16 protein-coding genes are annotated in these 19,055 nt (G+C 70.5%); 15 read left to right on the forward strand and 1 reads right to left on the reverse strand.

Features of this window, described 5'->3' with window-relative positions; all coding sequences use genetic code 11:
- Nucleotides 1–283: 283 nt before the first annotated feature.
- Nucleotides 284–1,525, reverse strand: a complete 1,242-nt coding sequence (locus FHU40_RS20700; RefSeq protein ID WP_183594245.1) for a DUF349 domain-containing protein — start codon at nucleotides 1,523–1,525, stop codon at nucleotides 284–286.
- Nucleotides 1,526–1,615: 90 nt separating this feature from the next.
- On the opposite strand from FHU40_RS20700, the gene FHU40_RS20705 reads away from it, so the two are divergent.
- From FHU40_RS20705 to mltG, 15 genes are all read left to right on the forward strand, one after another.
- Entirely contained in the window at nucleotides 1,616–2,326 is a 711-nt protein-coding gene (locus tag FHU40_RS20705) for an MBL fold metallo-hydrolase (RefSeq protein WP_183594246.1), read from the forward strand.
- 5 nt (nucleotides 2,327–2,331) lie between these two features.
- Nucleotides 2,332–3,678: a histidine--tRNA ligase gene (gene hisS, locus FHU40_RS20710; protein ID WP_183594247.1), complete on the forward strand. Its 1,347-nt coding sequence runs from the start codon at nucleotides 2,332–2,334 to the stop codon at nucleotides 3,676–3,678.
- A 14-nt stretch (nucleotides 3,679–3,692) separates the two neighbouring features.
- A complete protein-coding gene (gene aspS, locus FHU40_RS20715) occupies nucleotides 3,693–5,459 on the forward strand; it encodes an aspartate--tRNA ligase (RefSeq protein ID WP_183594783.1) in 1,767 nt (588 codons plus the stop codon).
- Nucleotides 5,460–5,797: 338 nt separating this feature from the next.
- On the forward strand, nucleotides 5,798–6,814 hold the full coding sequence (locus tag FHU40_RS20720; RefSeq protein WP_183594248.1) for an ABC transporter permease: 1,017 nt from the start codon (nucleotides 5,798–5,800) through the stop codon (nucleotides 6,812–6,814).
- Between the two features lie 82 nt (nucleotides 6,815–6,896).
- Complete coding sequence (locus FHU40_RS20725; protein ID WP_246391234.1) at nucleotides 6,897–8,201, forward strand: ABC transporter substrate-binding protein; 1,305 nt, start codon at nucleotides 6,897–6,899, stop codon at nucleotides 8,199–8,201.
- Entirely contained in the window at nucleotides 8,135–8,644 is a 510-nt protein-coding gene (locus FHU40_RS28545; protein ID WP_246391236.1) for a periplasmic substrate-binding domain-containing protein, read from the forward strand. The genes FHU40_RS20725 and FHU40_RS28545 overlap by 67 nt, the downstream gene beginning before the upstream one ends.
- A 189-nt stretch (nucleotides 8,645–8,833) precedes the next feature.
- Entirely contained in the window at nucleotides 8,834–9,850 is a 1,017-nt protein-coding gene (locus tag FHU40_RS20730) for an ABC transporter permease (RefSeq protein WP_183594249.1), read from the forward strand.
- 43 nt (nucleotides 9,851–9,893) lie between these two features.
- The gene (locus tag FHU40_RS20735) at nucleotides 9,894–10,913 is read left to right on the forward strand and encodes an ABC transporter ATP-binding protein (RefSeq protein WP_343057965.1); all 1,020 of its coding nucleotides are present in this window, start codon (nucleotides 9,894–9,896) and stop codon (nucleotides 10,911–10,913) included.
- Complete coding sequence (locus FHU40_RS20740) at nucleotides 10,910–12,214, forward strand: ABC transporter ATP-binding protein (RefSeq protein ID WP_183594251.1); 1,305 nt, start codon at nucleotides 10,910–10,912, stop codon at nucleotides 12,212–12,214. The genes FHU40_RS20735 and FHU40_RS20740 overlap by 4 nt, the downstream gene beginning before the upstream one ends.
- Nucleotides 12,215–12,243: 29 nt before the next feature.
- Nucleotides 12,244–13,614 carry an AAA family ATPase gene (locus tag FHU40_RS20745; RefSeq protein WP_183594252.1) on the forward strand — a complete coding sequence of 457 codons (1,371 nt, stop codon included), beginning with the start codon at nucleotides 12,244–12,246 and terminating at the stop codon, nucleotides 13,612–13,614.
- Nucleotides 13,615–13,839: 225 nt separating this feature from the next.
- On the forward strand, nucleotides 13,840–14,331 hold the full coding sequence (locus FHU40_RS20750) for a hypothetical protein (protein WP_183594253.1): 492 nt from the start codon (nucleotides 13,840–13,842) through the stop codon (nucleotides 14,329–14,331).
- Entirely contained in the window at nucleotides 14,328–14,621 is a 294-nt protein-coding gene (locus tag FHU40_RS20755; RefSeq protein WP_183594254.1) for a DUF6167 family protein, read from the forward strand. The genes FHU40_RS20750 and FHU40_RS20755 overlap by 4 nt, the downstream gene beginning before the upstream one ends.
- Nucleotides 14,621–17,332: an alanine--tRNA ligase gene (alaS, locus tag FHU40_RS20760; RefSeq protein WP_183594255.1), complete on the forward strand. Its 2,712-nt coding sequence runs from the start codon at nucleotides 14,621–14,623 to the stop codon at nucleotides 17,330–17,332. The genes FHU40_RS20755 and alaS overlap by 1 nt, the downstream gene beginning before the upstream one ends.
- Before the next feature lie 9 nt (nucleotides 17,333–17,341).
- Nucleotides 17,342–17,812 carry a Holliday junction resolvase RuvX gene (gene ruvX, locus FHU40_RS20765; protein ID WP_183594256.1) on the forward strand — a complete coding sequence of 157 codons (471 nt, stop codon included), beginning with the start codon at nucleotides 17,342–17,344 and terminating at the stop codon, nucleotides 17,810–17,812.
- Between the two features lie 28 nt (nucleotides 17,813–17,840).
- A complete protein-coding gene (gene mltG / locus FHU40_RS20770) occupies nucleotides 17,841–19,043 on the forward strand; it encodes an endolytic transglycosylase MltG (protein WP_183594257.1) in 1,203 nt (400 codons plus the stop codon).
- Nucleotides 19,044–19,055: the final 12 nt, after the last annotated feature.

Below are 19,055 nucleotides of genomic sequence, written 5' to 3' on the forward strand. Positions count from 1 at the left end.
GTCATCCCTTGATGAACCTGCGGCTGGTGGTGCCGATGGGGCAGCGGGACGCGCCCGGGGGAGTTTCGTCGGTCGGCCGACAGAACTCCTGCTGGGACGACGAGCCTTCGCCGTCCCAGCGTGAGTCTCGCCGTCCCAGAGCCCGACTCGCCTGCCGGCAGCGCCCGAGCCAGCGTTCCGTGGTTTCGAGGCTCGCTCCGCTCGCACCTCAACGACCGTCACGGTGGTTGAGGTGCGCGGGCCGCCGGGGCCGAGCCTCGAAACCACCCCGCCGCGGCGCAGCTCAGCCGGAGTAGTCGGCGCTGGCGCGCTTGGCCATCTCGAGGAAGGACTGGCGGGAGGCGAGGTTCTCCTCGAGCTCCTTGACCCGCTTCTCGTTGCCGGCGGCGCGGGCCTTCTCGAGGTCGGCCTCGACCTGGGCGATCGCGGCCTCGAGCTTGGACACCATGTCGTCGGCGCGCGCGGACTTCTCCGGGTCGGAGCGGCGCCACTGCTCGTCCTCGGCGCCGCGGATCTCCTGCTCGACCCGGCGGATCCGGCCCTCCAGGTCCTTCATCCGGTCGCGCGGCACCTTGCCCGCGGCGTCCCAGCGGTCCGCGAGGTCGCGGAAGGCGCGCTTGGCGGCGTCGAGGTCGCCGTCGGAGCGCAGGGCCTGGAGCACCGCCTCGGCCTCGACCAGCAGTGCCTCCTTGACCTCGGCGTTCGCGGCGAACTCCTTGTCCTGCTCGGCGGCCGTGGCGTCGCGGGCGCCGAAGAACGTGTCCTGGGCGCCGCGGAAGCGCTTCCAGAGCGCCTCGTCGACCTCGCGCGGCGCCGGCCCGGCGGCCTTCCACTGCCGCATCAGGTCGCGGTAGCGACCGGCGGTCGGACCCCAGTCGGTCGAGGTCGCGAGCGCCTCGGCCTCGTCGGCCAGCCGCTCCTTGATCGCGCGGGCGGCGTCGCGCTTCTCGTGCTGCTCGGCGAAGTGCGCCTTGCGGCGCCGGGTGTACGCCGTGCGGGCGGAGGAGAAGCGCCGCCACAGCGCGTCGTCGGACGAGCGGTCGATGCGGGGGAGCGCCTTCCACTCGTCGAGCAGCTCGCGCATCCGGTTGGCGCCGCGGCGCCAGTCCGAGCTCTCCGCGAGGCCCTCGGCCTCCGCCACGATCCGCTCCTTGCCGGCCCGGGCCTCGGCGGAGCGCTGGGCGCGCTCGGCCTTGCGCTCCTCGCGCTGCTGCTCCAGCACCGGCTCGAGCGCGTCGAGGCGAGCCGTCAGCGCGACCAGGTCGCCCACGGCGTTCGCGGTCGTGACCTGCTCGCGGACGGTGCGCACCGAGGCGGCCGCCTCCTCGGGCGACATCACGCCGCTGGTCACGCGCTTCTCGAGGAGCCCGACCTCGAAGGCCAGCGCGTCGTAGCGCTCGGTGAAGAACCGCAGCGCCTCCTCGGGAGTGCCTTCGGGGTACTGGCCCACGGAGCGCTCGCCGTCGGCGGTCTTCACGTAGACGGTCCCGTCGTCGTCGACTCGGCCCCACTGGTGACTGGTCACGACTCCATGCTAGTCAAGACGGAGGGCCGGCTCGTCCGGCCGCCCACTACCGATGCGGCGCGCCGTGCGTCGGCTCGGTAGTCTGCCGTGGTGTTGATCGCCGGCTTCCCCGCGGGTCCGTGGGGCACCAACTGCTACGTCGCCGCCACCGGCCCGGGCTCCGAGTGCGTGGTGATCGACCCCGGCAAGGACGCCGCCGACGGGGTCGCCGAGGTGGTGCGCGAGCACCGGCTGAAGCCGGTCGCCGTGCTCGTCACGCACGGCCACGTCGACCACATGTGGTGCGTCGCGCCGGTCGCCGGCACCTACGACGCGACCGCGTGGATCCACCCCGCCGACCGGCACCTGCTCACGGACCCGATGGCCGGGCTGTCCCGCGAGTCGGCCCAGATGCTGCTGGGCGGGCAGTACGAGTTCGCCGAGCCCGACGACGTCCGCGAGCTCGCCGACCTCCAGGAGGTCGAGCTCGCCGGGCTGCGCTTCGCCGTCGACCACACGCCCGGCCACACCGAGGGCTCGGTGACGTTCCGGACGCCGTTCGACCGTGAGGACGTCTCCGAGGTGATGTTCTCCGGAGACCTGCTGTTCGCCGGCTCGATCGGCCGCACCGACCTGCCCGGAGGCGACCACCAGACGATGCTGCGCAGCCTCACCACCAAGGTCCTCCCGCTCGCCGACGACATCGTGGTGCTGCCCGGGCACGGCGAGCAGACGTCGATCGGCCGCGAGCGCGCCACCAACCCCTTCCTGCTCGACCTCCTCACCGAGGGCGACGCGGGTCGAGTTACCCGAGGTCTCTGACACCGATGAGCAAGCCGACCCCGCTCAGCGGGTTCCCCGAGCTGCTGCCCGAGCAGCGTGTCGTCGAGCAGCAGGTCATCGACACCCTGCGGCACACCTTCGAGCTGCACGGCTTCGCGGGCATCGAGACCCGCGCCGTCGAGCCGCTGGACCAGCTGCTGCGCAAGGGTGACACCTCCAAGGAGGTCTACCTGCTGCGCCGCCTGCACGAGGAGTCCGCCGAGGGACACGCCGGCATCGGGCTGCACTTCGACCTGACGGTGCCGTTCGCGCGCTACGTGCTGGAGAACGCCGGCAAGCTGGAGTTCCCGTTCCGCCGCTTCCAGATCCAGAAGGCGTGGCGGGGGGAGCGGCCGCAGGAGGGCCGCTACCGCGAGTTCACCCAGGCCGACATCGACATCATCGGCCGCGACGAGCTGCCGTTCCACCACGACGTCGAGGTCACCCGCGTCATGGTCGACGCGCTGAACCGGCTCGACTTCCTGCCGGCCTTCCGGCTCCAGGTCAACAACCGCAAGCTGATCCAGGGCTTCTACGCCGGCCTGGGCGTCGCCGACACCGACGAGGTGATGCGGATCGTCGACAAGCTCGACAAGCTCCCGGCCGAGAAGGTGCACGCGATGCTGGTCGCCGAGGCCGGCGTCGACGCCGCCACGGCCGATCGGGTGCTCTCGCTCGCGACGATCAGCGCGGCCGACGACTCGTTCGTCGACGCGGTGCGTGCCCTCGGCGTCGAGCACCCGCTGCTCGAGGAGGGCCTGGCCGAGCTGGGCCAGCTGGTCCGGGCGTGCGCCGACCTCGTGAGCGACCGGGTGCAGGTCGTCGCCGACCTCTCGATCGCGCGCGGGCTCGACTACTACACCGGCACCGTCTTCGAGACCCGGCTCGAGGGCTACGAGTCGATGGGGTCGATCTGCTCCGGCGGCCGCTACGACGCCCTCGCCTCCGACGGCCGGACGACGTACCCGGGCGTGGGCATCTCGCTCGGCGTCAGCCGCGTGGTCGTGCCGCTGATCGCCCGCACCGGCCTGACCGCCACCCGCAAGGTCCCCAGCGCCGTCGTGGTCGCCGTGGTCTCGGAGGAGTCGCGGCCCGAGAGCGAGGCGGTCGCCGGCGCGCTGCGTGCCCGGGGCATCCCGTGCGAGGTCGCGGCGAGCGCGCAGAAGTTCGGCAAGCAGATCCGGTACGCCGAGCGCCGGGGCATCCCGTACGTCTGGTTCCCGGACCAGGGCGAGGTCAAGGACATCCGGTCCGGAGACCAGGTCCTCGCCGACCCGGCCACCTGGACGCCACCCATCGACGACCTGCGACCGCAGGTGGTCACCAGCAGCATCGAGGAGAAGAAGCAGTGACCCGCACCCTCCCCATGAGAACGCACGGTGCGGGCGCGCTCCGCGCCGAGCACGCCGGCCAGACCGTCACCCTCGCCGGGTGGGTGGCCAACCGGCGCGACCACGGGGGAGTCGCCTTCATCGACCTGCGCGAGGCCAGCGGTGTCGTGCAGGTCGTGATCCGCGACGAGGCGGTCGCCCACCACCTGCGCGCGGAGTACTGCTTGAAGGTCACCGGTGAGGTGGCCCGGCGCAAGGAGGGGAACGAGAACCCCAACCTCGCCACCGGCGAGATCGAGGTCGTCGCGACCGACGTCGAGGTGCTCAGCGCCGCGGCGCCGCTGCCGTTCCCGATCAGCGATCACGTCGACGTCGGCGAGGAGGCGCGCCTCAAGCACCGCTACCTCGACCTGCGCCGCTCCGGCCCCGCCGCGGCCATCCGGCTGCGCAGCAAGGTCAACAAGGCCGCGCGCGACGTGCTCGACGAGCACGGCTTCGTCGAGATCGAGACCCCGACCCTGACCCGCTCGACGCCCGAGGGCGCCCGCGACTTCCTGGTGCCGGCGCGGCTGCAGCCCGGCAGCTGGTACGCGCTGCCGCAGAGCCCGCAGCTGTTCAAGCAGCTCCTCATGGTCGCCGGCATGGAGCGCTACTACCAGATCGCCCGCTGCTACCGCGACGAGGACTTCCGCGCCGACCGGCAGCCGGAGTTCACCCAGCTCGACATCGAGATGAGCTTCGTGGAGCAGGACGACGTCATCGCCGTCGCCGAGCAGATCCTGGTCGCGCTGTGGAAGCTGATCGGCCACGACGTCCCCGTGCCGCTGCCGCGGATGACCTACGCCGACGCCATGGCCCGCTACGGCTCCGACAAGCCCGACCTGCGGATGGGCCAGGAGCTCGTCGAGTGCACCGAGTACTTCAAGGACACCCCGTTCCGGGTCTTCCAGGCGCCGTACGTCGGCGCCGTGGTGATGCCGGGGGGAGCGAGCCAGCCTCGCAAGCAGCTCGACGCCTGGCAGGAGTGGGCCAAGCAGCGTGGCGCCAAGGGCCTGGCGTACGTGCTCGTGCAGGAGGACGGCGAGCTGACCGGCCCCGTGTCGAAGAACATCACCGACGGGGAGTTGGCCGGCCTGGCCGCCCACGTCGGCGCCCGGCCAGGAGACTGCATCTTCTTCGCGGCCGGCGCCGTGAAGTCGAGCCGGGCGCTGCTCGGCGCGGCCCGGCTGGAGATCGGGCGGCGCTGCGACCTGATCGACGAGGACGCCTGGAGCTTCCTCTGGGTGGTCGACGCACCGCTCTTCGAGCCCGCCGACGAGGCCACCGCGGCCGGTGACGTCGCGGTCGGGAGCGGGGCCTGGACCGCGGTCCACCACGCCTTCACCTCGCCGCAGGACCTCGACACCTTCGACAGCGACCCCGGCGACGCGCTGGCCTGGGCCTACGACATCGTCTGCAACGGCAACGAGATCGGCGGCGGCTCGATCCGTATCCACCGCGAGGACGTCCAGAAGCGGGTCTTCGCGATCATGGGCATCGACGAGGACGAGGCGCAGGAGAAGTTCGGGTTCCTGCTCGAGGCGTTCAAGTACGGCGCGCCGCCGCACGGTGGCATCGCGTTCGGCTGGGACCGGATCGTCGCGCTGCTGTCGCGCAGCGACTCGATCCGCGACGTCATCGCCTTCCCCAAGTCCGGCGGCGGCTTCGACCCGCTCACCGCCGCGCCGGCGCCGATCACGCCGGAGCAGCGCAAGGAGGCGGGCGTGGACGCCGTACCGGAGGTGGAGGAGACCTCCGCGTGACCTCCGCGTGACCTCGCCGTCATCCGGCCGGGCCCGTCCGGCGGTGACGTGGGTCGCGCGGCCCGGCTGACACTCCGACGCCGCGCCGCAGGTTCTGTCGCGGACCTCCGATGGTGGCGGAAGGTGCGCCGCGCACGCCTACATCCGGCGGAGGGTATGGCGCGAGAGGCCCGATCCGGCGGACGTGTACGTGAACGGGTCGAGACCAGATCGTTACACGCTGAAGACCCGATGTTGCTGGTGCGTCACATAGAGTCGCTGCGGTCGTCGAGCCGCGAACCGTCCGCGACCCCGGGCGGAAGCACGACGCCGAGCTCAACCGAGAAGACAGAGGTGCCATGACCGTTCAGGCCTCCAACCTGGAGAGCGAGCAGCTGCCGGACCCCTCCGGCGCCCCCGAAGGTGATGTCTCGAAGCTCGCCGGCAAGTCGCCGACCCGGCTCGCGATCGGTCGCTTCCGTCGCGACAAGCTGTCCATGATCGCCTTCGTCGTGGTGGCCCTCTACATCCTCGCCGCGATCTCGGCGCCGTTCCTCGTGAAGATGGGCGTGCTGGACCCGACCACCTTCCACCAGGAGCTCACCGACCCGGCCTCGGGTGGCCTGCCGACCGGAAAGCTCGGCGGCATCAGCTGGGACCACCCGCTCGGCGTGGAGCCCCAGACCGGCCGCGACGTGCTCTCCCGGGTCTGGTACGGCCTGACCTTCTCGCTGGCCATCGCCCTCTCCGCGACCCTGATCTCGATCTGCGTCGGAGCGGTGCTCGGCATCATCGCCGGCTTCACCGGCGGCTGGGTCGACTCGTTCATCGGCCGGGCGATCGACCTGACCCTGTCCTTCCCCGCGACGCTGATGCTGCTGGCGCTCTCCAGCATCGGCATCCAGCTGATGGCCGACATCCTCCCCGGCACGTTCTCCGATCCGCTCCCCAACGGCGCCTACGTCGTCTTCGTGCTGGCGCTGTTCGGCTGGCCGGGCGTCGCCCGGATCATCCGCGGCCAGGTGCTGTCGGTGCGCGAGCGCGAGTTCGTCGACGCCGCCGTGCTGCTGGGCGCCTCGCGGCGCCGGCTCTACTTCAAGGAGATCCTGCCGAACCTGTGGGCGCCGCTGCTCGTCGTGTTCACGCTGACGATGCCCGCCTACATCTCGGCCGAGGCCGCGCTGAGCTACCTCAACGTCGGCATCAAGCCACCGACGCCGACGCTCGGCAACGTGCTGCGCAGCTCGATCAACTACTCGTCGGCCGACTTCGTCTTCTTCTTCACCCCGGCCTTCCTGATCATGATCATCGTCGTGAGCTTCAACCTGCTCGGCGATGGTCTCCGCGACGCTCTCGACCCGAAGACGAACCGTTGAGGTCCGTCTCCCCAGTTTTCGACGGCATGGCGTCGTCGAAGGTGCCGCCGCTCCAGGCGCGACACACACTCAAGGAGAAGTAATGTTCAAGTATCGAAAGCGGGTGTTTGCTGCCTCCGCTGCGATCGCTCTCGCTGCCGGCCTGGCGGCGTGCGGTGGTGACAGTGATGGAGGAAGCTCCGACAACCCCAGCGGCGACGCCGGTGCCGCAGAGGCCGGTGGCACTCTCAACTACCTCATCTACGCCCCGATCGAGCACGTCGACCCGCAGCGGATCTACGTGGGTCGCGACATCACCAACTTCAGCCGGACGGTCTACCGCCAGCTGGTGACGTTCCCGATCTCCACCGACCCCGAGGTCTCCAACACCCCGGTCGCCGACCTGGCGACCGACACCGGAACCTCCGAGGACGGTGGCAAGGTCTGGTCCTTCACGATCAAGGACGGCGTGAAGTGGGAGGACGGCCAGCCGATCACGTGTGAGGACTTCAAGTACGGCGCCTCGCGGGTCTTCGCGACCGACGTGATCACGGGTGGTCCGAACTACCTGCTGAGCTACCTGGACATCCCGACCGACAAGAAGACCGGTCTGCCGGCCTACAACGGTCCCTACAAGGGTGACGGCCAGGAGCTGTTCGACAAGGCCATCACCTGCGACGGCAACACCATCACGTACAACTTCAAGCAGCCGTGGCCGGACTTCCCGCTCGCCGTGGCGGCGCTGCACATGATGGACCCGTACCGCCAGGACAAGGACCAGGGCGACAAGTCCAACTTCCAGATCTTCTCCAACGGCCCCTACAAGCTCGAGGGCACCTGGAGCAAGAACAAGGGCGCGACGTTCGTCAAGAACGAGAACTACGACGCGGCGACCGACGACCCGGAGAACATCCGCCGGGCGCTGCCGGACAAGATCGTCTTCAACATCGGCCAGACCACCGAGACGATCTACGACCAGCTGATCGCCGACACCGGTGACGCGCAGACCGCCGTCACCGCGCAGCGCGTCCCGCCGGCGTACTACAACCAGATCGAGGGCGCGGTCGCCGACCGCTCCGTGCTGGTCGACTCGCCGTTCGTCGACTACCTGGTCCCGAACTTCCGCAAGCTGTCCGACCCGAAGGTCCGCGAGGCCCTCAAGGTCGCGACGAACGCGACGGCGTGGATCAACGCCGGCGGTGGCGAGAAGGCCTACGGTCCCGCCGAGTCCATCGTGAACCCGGCTGTGGTCGGCTACCAGGACAACCCGGCGTTCTCGGGCCCGCAGGAGGGCGACCCGGCCGCTGCGAAGAAGCTCCTCGAGGAGGCGCGGGCGTCCAGATGCCGTACCCGCTCACCTTCACCTACCCGAGCACGGAGACCGCCGACAAGCAGGCCGCCGCGCTGAAGGAGACCTGGGACGAGGCCGGCTTCGACACGACCCTCGACGGCCTGGGTGACACCTACTACGACGTCATCCAGAAGCCCAACAAGGAGAGCGACGTGATCTGGGGTGGCTGGGGTGCCGACTGGCCGTCCGCCATCACCGTGACCCCGCCGCTGTTCGACAGCCGGATCAACCTGACCCAGAACTCCGACGGTCAGGACTACGGCGCCTACCAGAGCGACGAGTTCAACGGCCTGGTCGACGAGGCGCAGAACGCCGCCTCGCTGGAGGACCAGACCGCTGCGCTGCAGCAGGCGGACATCGTCCTCGGCCAGGACGTCGCCTACATCCCGCTCGAGATCACGAAGTTCTACTTCCTCTACGGCTCGAAGGTGACCGGGTACACCAACACCCCGGCCAGCGCGATGTACCCCGACCTGGGTGCCATCGGCGTGTCGTCCTGATCCAGGAGTAGAACCGCAACACCTCGCCGGGCGGCCGCACCTGCTGTGGCCGCCCGGCTCGGGGGTGAGGGCCTCATCAAAAGAGGTCCTCACCCTCCACCCCGTCCAGGGTGCATGCTGGGTTCAGCACCACCGTGCCGACCCCGATTTCGCCAGCCCAGTTCTTGACCAGTCCGAGGTGGTCCCCCGATGTACGCCTATGTCATCCGACGCCTGTTCGTCGGTGTGATCATGCTGATCGCGATGAGCCTGGTGACGTTCGTCCTGTTCTTCGCCTCGCCGATCGACCCGGCACGGTACGCATGCGGGAAGAACTGCTCCCCGGAGCTGCGCGAGCAGACCCGCAAGGCACTCGGATACGACAAGCCCGTCGTCGTGCAGTGGACCGACTTCCTCAAGGGCGTCGTCCAGGGCCGCGACTACCCCGACGACCCCGAGCTGCGCGCCGCCGCGCCGGAGCTCGTGACGCACTGCCCCGCTCCCTGCTTCGGCTACTCGGTCGTCAACACCAAGACCGTCAACGAGGAGATCAAGGAGGCCTTCCCGGTCTCGCTGTCGATCTCGATCGCGGCGCTGGTGCTCTGGCTCTTCTTCGGCGTGCTGTTCGGCGTCATAGCCGCGATCCGAAGAGGCACGGTCATCGACCGCGGAATCGTGGCGGTGGCCCTCGTCCTCTACGCGTTCCCGGCGTTCTTCATCGGTCTCTTCCTGCTCAAATTCATCGCGATCAAGTGGCAGCTGGTGGACGTGCCGGTCTATACGCCGATCGCCGAGGGGGGAGTCGGCGGCTGGTTGTCCTCGCTGTTGCTCCCGGCGATCACCCTGGCCGTGCTCTACATGGCCGGCTACGTGCGGATGACCCGCGCCTTCGTGCTGGAGTCGATGACCGAGGACTACGTCCGCACCGCCCGGGCCAAGGGCCTGCGCTCGCCGCGGGTGATGGTGAAGCACACGATGCGCGCGGCGCTGACCCCGCTCGTGACCCTGATCGGCCTGGACTTCGCCGGCCTGATGGGCGGCGCGATCATCACCGAGACGGTCTTCAACTACAACGGCCTCGGCAAGCTGGCCTACGACGCCACGCTGACCAACGACCTGCCGACGATCATCGGCCTCGTGCTGCTGCTCGGTACCTTCGTGATCGCGGCCAACATCATCGTGGACGTGCTGTACGCCGTCATCGACCCCCGCGTGCGCGTGGGCTGAGGGGGGACCCGCAGTGGCATTCCTAAGCGTTCGTGACCTGAAGGTGCACTTCCCGACGGTCGACGGCATCGTGAAGGCGACCGACGGGCTGTCCTTCGACCTCGAGAAGGGCAAGACGCTCGGCATCGTCGGCGAGTCCGGCTCGGGCAAGTCGGTGTCGAGCTCGGCGATCCTCGGCCTGCACCGCAAGACCAGCGCGATGGTGAGCGGCGAGATCCTGCTCGACGGCACCGACCTGCTCAAGCTCTCCGACGAGCAGATGCGACGCCGGCGCGGCAAGGACGTCGCGATGATCTTCCAGGACCCGCTCTCGGCGATGCACCCCTACTACACCGTGGGCAACCAGGTCGCCGAGGCCTACCGGGTCCACCACAACGTGAGCAAGAAGGTCGCGAAGGCGCGCGCGGTCGAGATGCTCGACCGGGTCGGCATCCCGCAGCCCGACCGGCGGGTGGACGACTACCCCCACCAGTTCTCCGGCGGCATGCGCCAGCGCGCGATGATCGCGATGGGGCTGATCAACAACCCCAGCCTGCTCATCGCCGACGAGCCGACCACCGCGCTGGACGTGACCGTGCAGGCGCAGATCCTCGACCTGCTCCAGGACCTCCAGAAGGAGTTCGAGTCCGCGGTCATCATCATCACCCACGACCTCGGCGTGATCGCCGAGATGGCCGACGACGTGCTGGTGATGTACGCCGGCCGCGCCGTCGAGTACGGCTCGGGCAACGAGATCCTCACCCACCCGGAGATGCCGTACACCTGGGGCCTGCTCTCGAGCGTCCCGGACGTCACCGGCGACACCGAGGCGCGGCTGATCCCGATCCCGGGCAACCCGCCCTCGCTGCTCAACCCGCCGAGCGGGTGTGCGTTCCACCCCCGCTGCGCGCATCGGGACAAGGTCCCCGGCGACCTGTGCGTCACGACCCTGCCCGAGCTGGCGCCCGGGACCCGGACCGAGACGCACCTCAAGCGCTGCCATCTCGCCAACCCGGACGTCGTGTACGAACAAGAGATCCTGCCGGAGATCGCGCCGGAGCTGGTGGAGGAGAAGCAGGCATGAACAACAAGCGCGGCGACGACAAGCTGACCCCCCTGCCCGCCACCGCCAACTTCCTGCCGCAGGACGACCCGATCTCGCGCACCGAGGACCCTGTCGACCAGGACGAGATCGACTTCGTCGCGCCGATCGAGGGTCACGCGGCGTCGGTGGCGGACCCGAACGCCAAGCCGATCCTCGAGGTCCGCGACCTGAAGATGTACTTCCCCGTGAAGTCGTCGGGCATCATCCGGCGCACGATCGGCCACGTGCAGGCGGTCGACGGGGTCTCCTTCCAGGTGCCCGAGGGCGGTGCCCTCGGCCTGGTGGGCGAGTCGGGCTGCGGCAAGTCCACGACCGGTCGGATGGTCACTCGGCTCTACGAGCCGACCAGTGGCACGATCACCTTCGACGGGCGAGACATCTCGAGGATCAGCACGCGTCAGCTCAAGCCGCTGCGCCGCGAGGTCCAGATGATCTTCCAGGACCCGTACACCTCGCTGAACCCCCGGCACTCGGTCGGCGCGATCATCGGCGCGCCCCTGGCCATCCACAAGGTGCTGCCGAGGAACAAGATCCTCCCGCGGGTCCAGGAGCTGCTGGAGATCGTCGGCCTCAACCCCGAGCACTACAACCGCTACCCGCACGAGTTCTCCGGCGGCCAGCGCCAGCGCATCGGCATCGCCCGGGCACTCACCCTGCAGCCGAAGCTGCTCGTCGCCGACGAGCCGGTCTCGGCGCTCGACGTGTCGATCCAGGCGCAGGTCATCAACCTGCTCCAGGACGTCCAGCGCGAGTTCAACATCGCGTTCGTCTTCGTGGCGCACGACCTGGCCGTGGTCCGGCACTTCTGCCCGGAGATCGCGGTGATGTACCTCGGCAAGATCGTCGAGATCGCGGACCGGGACACGCTCTACAACCGGCCCAACCACCCCTACACGCAGGCGCTGCTCTCCGCCGTGCCCGACGTGAAGCAGGCCGCGATCGGCGGTCGCCGCGAGCGCATCCGGCTCGAGGGCGACGTCCCGAGCCCGATCAACCCGCCGTCCGGCTGCCGGTTCCGCACCCGGTGCCCGATCGCGCAGGAGATCTGCGCCCGGGTCGAGCCGCCGCTGCTGCAGATCGGCAAGCGCCACAAGGTCGCCTGCCACTTCGCTGGCGAGCTGGGCCACCACCCGGACCGGCCGGTGACCGCTCCGCTGCTCGGTGTCGACGACACCGGCGCGCCGGACCCCGGGGCGACCCCGACGACGATGGCCGGCAACGAGCCCGGCTACTCCGACACGTGGTACGACCTCGAGCGCAAGACGATGGCCTCTGCCTGACGCCTCGGCGCGACTCGTACGCTGACGGCGTGGACGAAGGACTCTTCGACGCCCCCGGTTCCGCGGCAACCGTCAGTGGGCGCACCGGGGGCGGCTCGCTGAACGCGAACACGCACGCGTCGGCACCGCTGGCGGTGCGGATGCGGCCGCGCACGCTGGAGGAACTGGTCGGTCAGGAGCAGCTGCGCGCCCCGGGCGCACCCCTGCGCCGCCTGGTCGAGGGCGACCAGTCGATGTCGCTGCTGCTGTGGGGGCCGCCCGGCACCGGCAAGACCACGATCGCGGCGATCGTCAGCCAGCAGACCGACCGGCGCTTCGTGGAGGTGTCCGCCGTCTCGGCGGGCGTGAAGGAGGTCCGCGCGGCGATCGACGCCGCTCGTGCCGAGCTCGTCGCCGGTGGTCGCGAGACGGTCCTCTTCGTCGACGAGGTGCACCGCTTCTCCAAGGCGCAGCAGGACGCCCTGCTGCCCGGCGTCGAGAACCGCTGGGTGACCCTGATCGCCGCCACCACCGAGAACCCGTTCTTCAGCGTGATCTCGCCCCTGCTCTCGCGCAGCCTGCTGCTGCGGCTCGAGTCCCTGACCGACGACGACGTACGCGCCGTGCTGCAGCAGGCGATCGTCGACGAGCGCGGGCTCGCGGGCACGGTGACGGTCGAGGAGGAGGCACTCGAGCACCTGGTGCGGCTCGCGGGAGGCGACGCACGACGTTCGCTGACCTACCTCGAGGCGGCGTCGGGGTCGGCGGTCGCCCAGGGTCGCGACACCGTCGACCTCGCCACCGCGGAGACCGCGGTCGACCGGGCGGCGGTGCGCTACGACCGCCAGGGCGACCAGCACTACGACGTGGTCAGCGCGTTCATCAAGTCGGTGCGCGGCTCCGACGCCGACGCCGCCCTGCACTACCTGGCCCGGATGATCGAGGCGGGGGAGGACCCGCGCTTCATCGCCCGGCGGCTGATGATCCTCGCCTCGGAGGACGTCGGGCTGGCCGACGCGACGGCCCTGCAGACCGCGGTCGCGGCCGCCCAGACCGTGCAGCTGATCGGCATGCCGGAGGCCCAGCTCACGCTGGCCCACGCGACGATCGCGCTGGCGGTGGCGCCGAAGTCGAACGCCGTGACCACCGCGATCGGTGCGGCGCTCGCCGACGTGCGCGCCGGGAAGATCGGCCAGGTGCCGCCGCACCTGCGCGACGCGCACTACGCCGGGGCCAAGAAGATCGGCCATGGCGCGACGTACAAGTACAGCCACGACGAGCCCTTCGGGATCGCGGAGCAGCAGTACGCCCCCGACGTCGTCCTCGACCGCGAGTACTACCAGCCGACCTCGCTCGGCGCCGAGGCCGGCATCAAGGAGCGCTGGGAGCGGGTCCGGCGCCTGATCCGCGGCGGTGGTTGAGGCGCTCCGGAGCGAGGGACGAGCGTACGAGCCTCGAAACCGGGTGAGTGGGGAGGGCAGCCGCGACCGCTGTCGGGCGTGTCGGGTGACGGCGGTTTCGAGACAGGCGCTAGCGCGCCTTCCTCAACCTGCGTGGCCGGTGGTTGAGGTGCGAAGGCGCGCTGGCGCCTGAGCCTCGAAACCACCGCACCGAGGAGTGGGCACCCCGCGATAGGGTCGGGGACCATGCAGGACTGGATCGTGCCCGCGGTGGCCGGGGTGCTGGCGCTGGTCGCGCTGGTGCTGTCGGTCGCGCTGGTGCGGACCCGGGCACGCACCGACCGGGCGCTCGAGCGGTCGCGTGCCGAGACGGCCGCCCTGCGCGACCAGCTCGCCGCCCTGGAGCGCCGGGTGGGGCAGCCGACCGTGGCGCCCGAGGCGTCGTTCGTGATCACCGACCTCGGCCACGAGCAGGCCCGCGCGGAGGAGCCGGCCCCGAAGGTCGAGTCCGCCCTGTTCGCCGACCTGGTGCTGCGCGAGACCGTGGTCAAGGCCGCTTCGCTGGCCCACGGCGTACGCCGGGCGCTGGACCCCGAGACCCGGCACCGGATCCGGTTCGAGATGAAGCGCGAGGTCAAACGGGCGCGCAAGCAGCGCAAGGCGGACACCCGGGAGGCCCGTCGCGAGTGGGCGGCCCGCCAGCGGGCCGACCTCGGCGAAGAGGGCTCCGCCGCATGAAGCGGGGGCTCTGGTTCGTCGCCGGAGCCGGCACCGCCGTCTACGTGATGGTCCGGGGTCGGCGTGCGGCGGAGGCCCTCACCGTCGACGGGCTCAAGGACCGGATCGGCGCGCTGGAGGTCGGCGCGCGGATGTTCCGCGACGAGGTCGCCCAGGGCCGGGCCGACAAGGAATCGGAGTTGCGGGAGCGGCTCGGTCTCGTGCCTCATGGAACCCCCGAGCTCACCGGAGGCCGCCACAAGGCGATCGCCACCGACAGCACCACTGAGAAGCAGGAAGGCAACAACTGATGGACACCGCGGAGATCCGCCGCCGGTTCGTGGCTCACTTCGAGTACAACGACACCGTGGGGGCACACACCCCGGTCCCGTCCGCCTCGCTGCTGCTGGACGACCCGAACCTGCTCTTCGTCAACGCCGGCATGGTGCCGTTCAAGCCCTACTTCCTGGGTCAGGAGACCCCGCCGTACCCGCGGGCCACCAGCGTGCAGAAGTGCGTGCGCACACCCGACATCGAGGACGTCGGCAAGACCACCCGGCACGGCACCTTCTTCGAGATGTGCGGCAACTTCTCCTTCGGTGACTACTTCAAGGAGGGCGCGATCGAGCTCGCCTGGGAGCTGGTCACCAAGCCGCTCGCCGACGGCGGCTGGGGTCTGGAGGAGAGCCGTCTCTACCCCAGCGTGTACGCCGACGACCGGGAGGCGCTGGACCTCTGGAAGAAGGTCACCGGCCTGCCCGAGGAGCGGATCCTGCGCCTGGGCAAGAAGGAGAACTACTGGTCGATGGGCGTGCCCGGCCCGGGCGGCCCGTGCTCCGAGATCCTCTACGACCGCGGCCCGGCGTACGGACCGGACTTCGACCCGACGGCGCTCGGCCCCGACATGCCGGTCGCGCTCGAGGACCGGCTCCTGGAGATCTGGAACCTCGTCTTCATGCAGGACGAGCTGAGCGCGGTGCGGTCCAAGGAGGACTTCGACATCGCCGGATCGCTGCCGAAGAAGAACATCGACACCGGCATGGGGCTCGAGCGCGTGGCGTTCCTGCTCCAGGGTCGGGAGAACATGTACGAGATCGACGTCATGTTCCCGGTGATCGAGAAGGCCGAGCAGCTGACCGGCCGTCGCTACGGCGCCGACCATGGTGACGACGTGCGTTTCCGGGTGGTCGCCGACCACGTGCGCAGCTCGATGATGCTGATCGCCGACGGCGTGACGCCCGGCAACGAGGCGCGCGGCTACGTGCTGCGCCGGCTGCTGCGCCGCGCGGTGCGCTCGATGCGGCTGCTCGGGTACGAGGACCCCGCGCTGCCCGAGCTGCTGCCGATCAGCCGCGACAAGATGGGGGAGACCTACACGGACCTCCACAAGGACTGGGACCGGATCGCGCGGGTCGCCTTCGCCGAGGAGGACGCCTTCCGCAAGACGCTCCAGGCCGGCACCCAGATCTTCGACCTGGCGGCCACCGAGGTGCGGTCGTCCGGGGCCACCGTGCTGTCCGGGGACAAGGCGTTCTCGCTCCACGACACCTACGGGTTCCCGATCGACCTCACGCTCGAGATGGCCTCCGAGGCCGGTCTCACCGTCGACGAGCAGGGCTTCCGGTCGCTGATGGCCGAGCAGCGCGAGCGGGCCAAGGCCGACGCGCGCGCCAAGCGCGGCCAGCACGCCGACACCGGCGTCTACCGGGCGGTGCTCGACGAGTACGGCCCGACCGAGTGGCTGGCCTACGAGACGCTCGAGACCGAGTCGAAGACGCTCGGGCTCTTCGCGGAGGGCATCGCGGTGCCCTCGCTGGCCGCGGGACAGGTCGGGGAGCTCGTGCTCGACCGCACGCCGTTCTACGCCGAGTCGGGCGGTCAGGCCGCCGACGCCGGGACGATCGAGTTCGACGGCGGCCGCCTCGAGGTGCTCGACGTCCAGCGCCCGGTGCGTGGCCTCGTCGTCCACCAGGTGCGGGTCGTCGACGGCGAGCTGAACCCGCGGCACGTGCTGCACGCCCGCGTCGACCCCGAGTGGCGCACCGGCGCGCGCCAGGCCCACTCGGGCACGCACGTCGTGCACGCCGCGCTGCGCGAGGTGCTCGGCCCTTCCGCGCTGCAGTCCGGCTCCTACAACCGGCCCGGCTACCTGCGCCTCGACTTCGGCTGGACCACCGGCCTCTCGGCCGAGCAGGTGCGCGACATCGAGCAGGTCTCCAACCAGGCGCTGCGGGCCGACCTGCCGGTCGGCTGGCAGTACATGACCCTGCCCGAGGCCAAGGACTGGGGCGCGATCGCGCTCTTCGGCGAGACCTACGACGACCAGAAGGTGCGCGTGGTCGAGATCGGCGGCCCGTGGTCGCGGGAGCTGTGCGGCGGCACGCACGTCGAGCACTCGTCGCAGATCGGCACGATCGTGGTCACCGGCGAGTCGTCGGTCGGCTCGGGCAACCGCCGCATCGAGGCGTTCACCGGGGTCGAGGGCTTCGCCTACCTGGCGCGCGAGCGCGACCTCGTCAGCCAGCTCACCGGCCTGCTGAAGACCCAGCCCGACGACCTCGTGCCGCGGGTCAGCGACCTGGTCGAGCGGCTGCGCGCGGCCGAGAAGGAGATCGAGAAGGTCCGTCTGGGCCAGCTGCTCGCGGCCGGGGGCGAGCTCGCCGCAGGCGCCGCGAAGGTCGGCCCGGTCAACCTGGTCGCCCACCGTGCCGACGGCGCGAGCGGCGGCGACGTGCGCACGCTGGCGCTCGACGTCCGCGGCCGGTTGCCGCAGGGCGAGCCGGGCGTGGTGGTCGTGATCGGCGCCGCCGACGGGAAGGTCTCCGTGGTCGCGGCGCTCAACGACGCGGCACAGGCCCGCGGCCTCAGCGCCAACGACCTGGTCCGCGCGGTCGGCCCGCTGGTCGGCGGCAAGGGCGGCGGCAAGGCCGACGTGGCGCAGGGCGGCGGCACCGACGCCTCGCGCATCGACGAGGCCCTGGCGGTCGTGACCGCCGAGGTCGGCCGGGTCGCGGCGGGCTGAGACCGTCTGATGCGTCACGGCGTACGCCTCGGCATCGATCCCGGAGACGCCCGGATCGGCGTCGCGCGCAGCGATCCCTCCGGGTTCCTCGCGAGCCCGGTCGAGACCGTGCGCCGCGGCAAGGGCGACCTGGCTCGGATCGCGCGGATCCTGGCCGGCGAGCAGGAGGAGGCGACGGTCCTGGAGGTCGTCGTGGGGCTGCCCCGGTCGCTCTCGGGCGGTGAGGGGCCGGCCGCGGCGAAGGTGCGCGAGTTCGCCGCCTCGCTGGCGCGGCGGGTGGCGCCGGTGCCGGTGCGGCTCGTCGACGAGCGCATGACCACGGTTTCCGCGGAGGCTATGCTGCGCGACCAGGGCCGCAAGGGGGGCAAGCGGCGCGCGGTCGTCGACCAGGCAGCCGCCGTCCTCATCCTGCAGCACGCACTGGACACCGAGCGCTCGACGGGGGTCGCGCCGGGCGAGATCCTCGAGGAGACCCGATGAACCACCCCACGAAGCCGCTGGGACACCGATGAGCGACGAGTACGACGCGGACCACGACTCCGCGCCGCTGCTGGGTGGCCAGGACGCCGAGGGCACGGACCACGGCACGACGTACGAGCCCGGCCGCCGCCGCGGCCCGCGCCGGCGCCGCAGCGTGCCGGGCTGCCTCGCCGTGCTCGTGGCCCTGGCCGTGGTCGTCGGCGGGTTCTACTACGTCGTCACCTGGGGCATCGACAAGGTCGGCGACCAGTTCTCCTCGGCCGACGACTACCCCGGTCCGGGCTCGGGCGAGGTGACCTTCCAGGTGCACTCCGGCGACACCGCCACGGCGATGGGTCGCAACCTCAAGGCCGAGGGCGTCGTCGCCTCCGTCGAGGCGTTCATCGACGCCGCCAACGCCAACCCGGAGTCGAGCGGCATCCAGGCGGGCTACTTCCCGCTGAAGAAGGAGATGGCCGCCGCGGACGTCGTCGAGATCCTCGTGGACCCCTCGAACATGGTGAAGGCCACCGTCACCATCCCCGAGGGCCTGCGCGTGGTGGACATCGTCGCGATCCTCGCCAAGCAGACGGACTACTCGAAGAAGGACTTCCAGAAGGTCCTCGACGACCCCGACCGCCTCGGGCTGCCCGACTACGCGGGGGGCAACCCCGAGGGCTACCTCTTCCCGGCCACCTACGACTTCGGCCCGGACGCGTCGCCCGAGTCGATGCTCACCGACATGGTCGACCGCTGGAAGCAGGCCGCCGAGGACGCCGACCTCGAAACCGCGGCCGCCGACCTGGGGTACTCGCCGCAGGAGCTGATGACGATCGCCAGCCTGGTCCAGGCCGAGGGACGCGGCGACGACATGCCGAAGATCGCGCGGGTCATCTACAACCGGCTCGAGATCGAGCCGAACCCGAGTGCGGGCTTCCTGCAGATCGACGCGTCGGTCAACTACGCCCTGGGCAAGCCGACGATCGCCGTGCTGACCCAGGCCGAGATCGACTCGGTCGCGGACTCGCCGTACAACACCTACACCCAGAAGGGCCTGCCGCCGACCCCGATCGAGGCGCCGGGCGACGACGCCATCGAGGCCGCATCGCACCCGGCGGACGGGCCGTGGTTCTTCTACGTGACGGTCAACCTGAAGACGGGCGAGACCAAGTTCGCGGAGTCCTACGACCAGTTCCTGAGCTACAAGCAGGAGCTCCGCGACTACTGCGAGACGCAGTCCGACCGGTGCTGAGCGGGAGCGACC

Origin of the sequence: Nocardioides soli (assembly GCF_014191495.1) — a bacterium.
GTDB lineage: Bacteria > Actinomycetota > Actinomycetes > Propionibacteriales > Nocardioidaceae > Nocardioides > Nocardioides soli.

Excerpts from the sequence above, each read along its gene's own strand:
- hisS (WP_183594247.1), top strand. The coding sequence starts at position 2,332 with ATGAGCAAGCCGACCCCGCTCAGCGGGTTCCCCGAGCTGCTGCCCGAG.
- aspS (WP_183594783.1), top strand. The coding sequence starts at position 3,693 with ATGAGAACGCACGGTGCGGGCGCGCTCCGCGCCGAGCACGCCGGCCAG.
- FHU40_RS20720 (WP_183594248.1), top strand. The coding sequence starts at position 5,798 with ATGACCGTTCAGGCCTCCAACCTGGAGAGCGAGCAGCTGCCGGACCCC.
- FHU40_RS20725 (WP_246391234.1), top strand. The coding sequence starts at position 6,897 with ATGTTCAAGTATCGAAAGCGGGTGTTTGCTGCCTCCGCTGCGATCGCT.
- FHU40_RS28545 (WP_246391236.1), top strand. The coding sequence starts at position 8,135 with ATGCCGTACCCGCTCACCTTCACCTACCCGAGCACGGAGACCGCCGAC.
- FHU40_RS20730 (WP_183594249.1), top strand. The coding sequence starts at position 8,834 with ATGTACGCCTATGTCATCCGACGCCTGTTCGTCGGTGTGATCATGCTG.
- FHU40_RS20740 (WP_183594251.1), top strand. The coding sequence starts at position 10,910 with ATGAACAACAAGCGCGGCGACGACAAGCTGACCCCCCTGCCCGCCACC.
- FHU40_RS20750 (WP_183594253.1), top strand. The coding sequence starts at position 13,840 with ATGCAGGACTGGATCGTGCCCGCGGTGGCCGGGGTGCTGGCGCTGGTC.
- FHU40_RS20755 (WP_183594254.1), top strand. The coding sequence starts at position 14,328 with ATGAAGCGGGGGCTCTGGTTCGTCGCCGGAGCCGGCACCGCCGTCTAC.
- alaS (WP_183594255.1), top strand. The coding sequence starts at position 14,621 with ATGGACACCGCGGAGATCCGCCGCCGGTTCGTGGCTCACTTCGAGTAC.
- ruvX (WP_183594256.1), top strand. The coding sequence starts at position 17,342 with ATGCGTCACGGCGTACGCCTCGGCATCGATCCCGGAGACGCCCGGATC.
- mltG (WP_183594257.1), top strand. The coding sequence starts at position 17,841 with ATGAGCGACGAGTACGACGCGGACCACGACTCCGCGCCGCTGCTGGGT.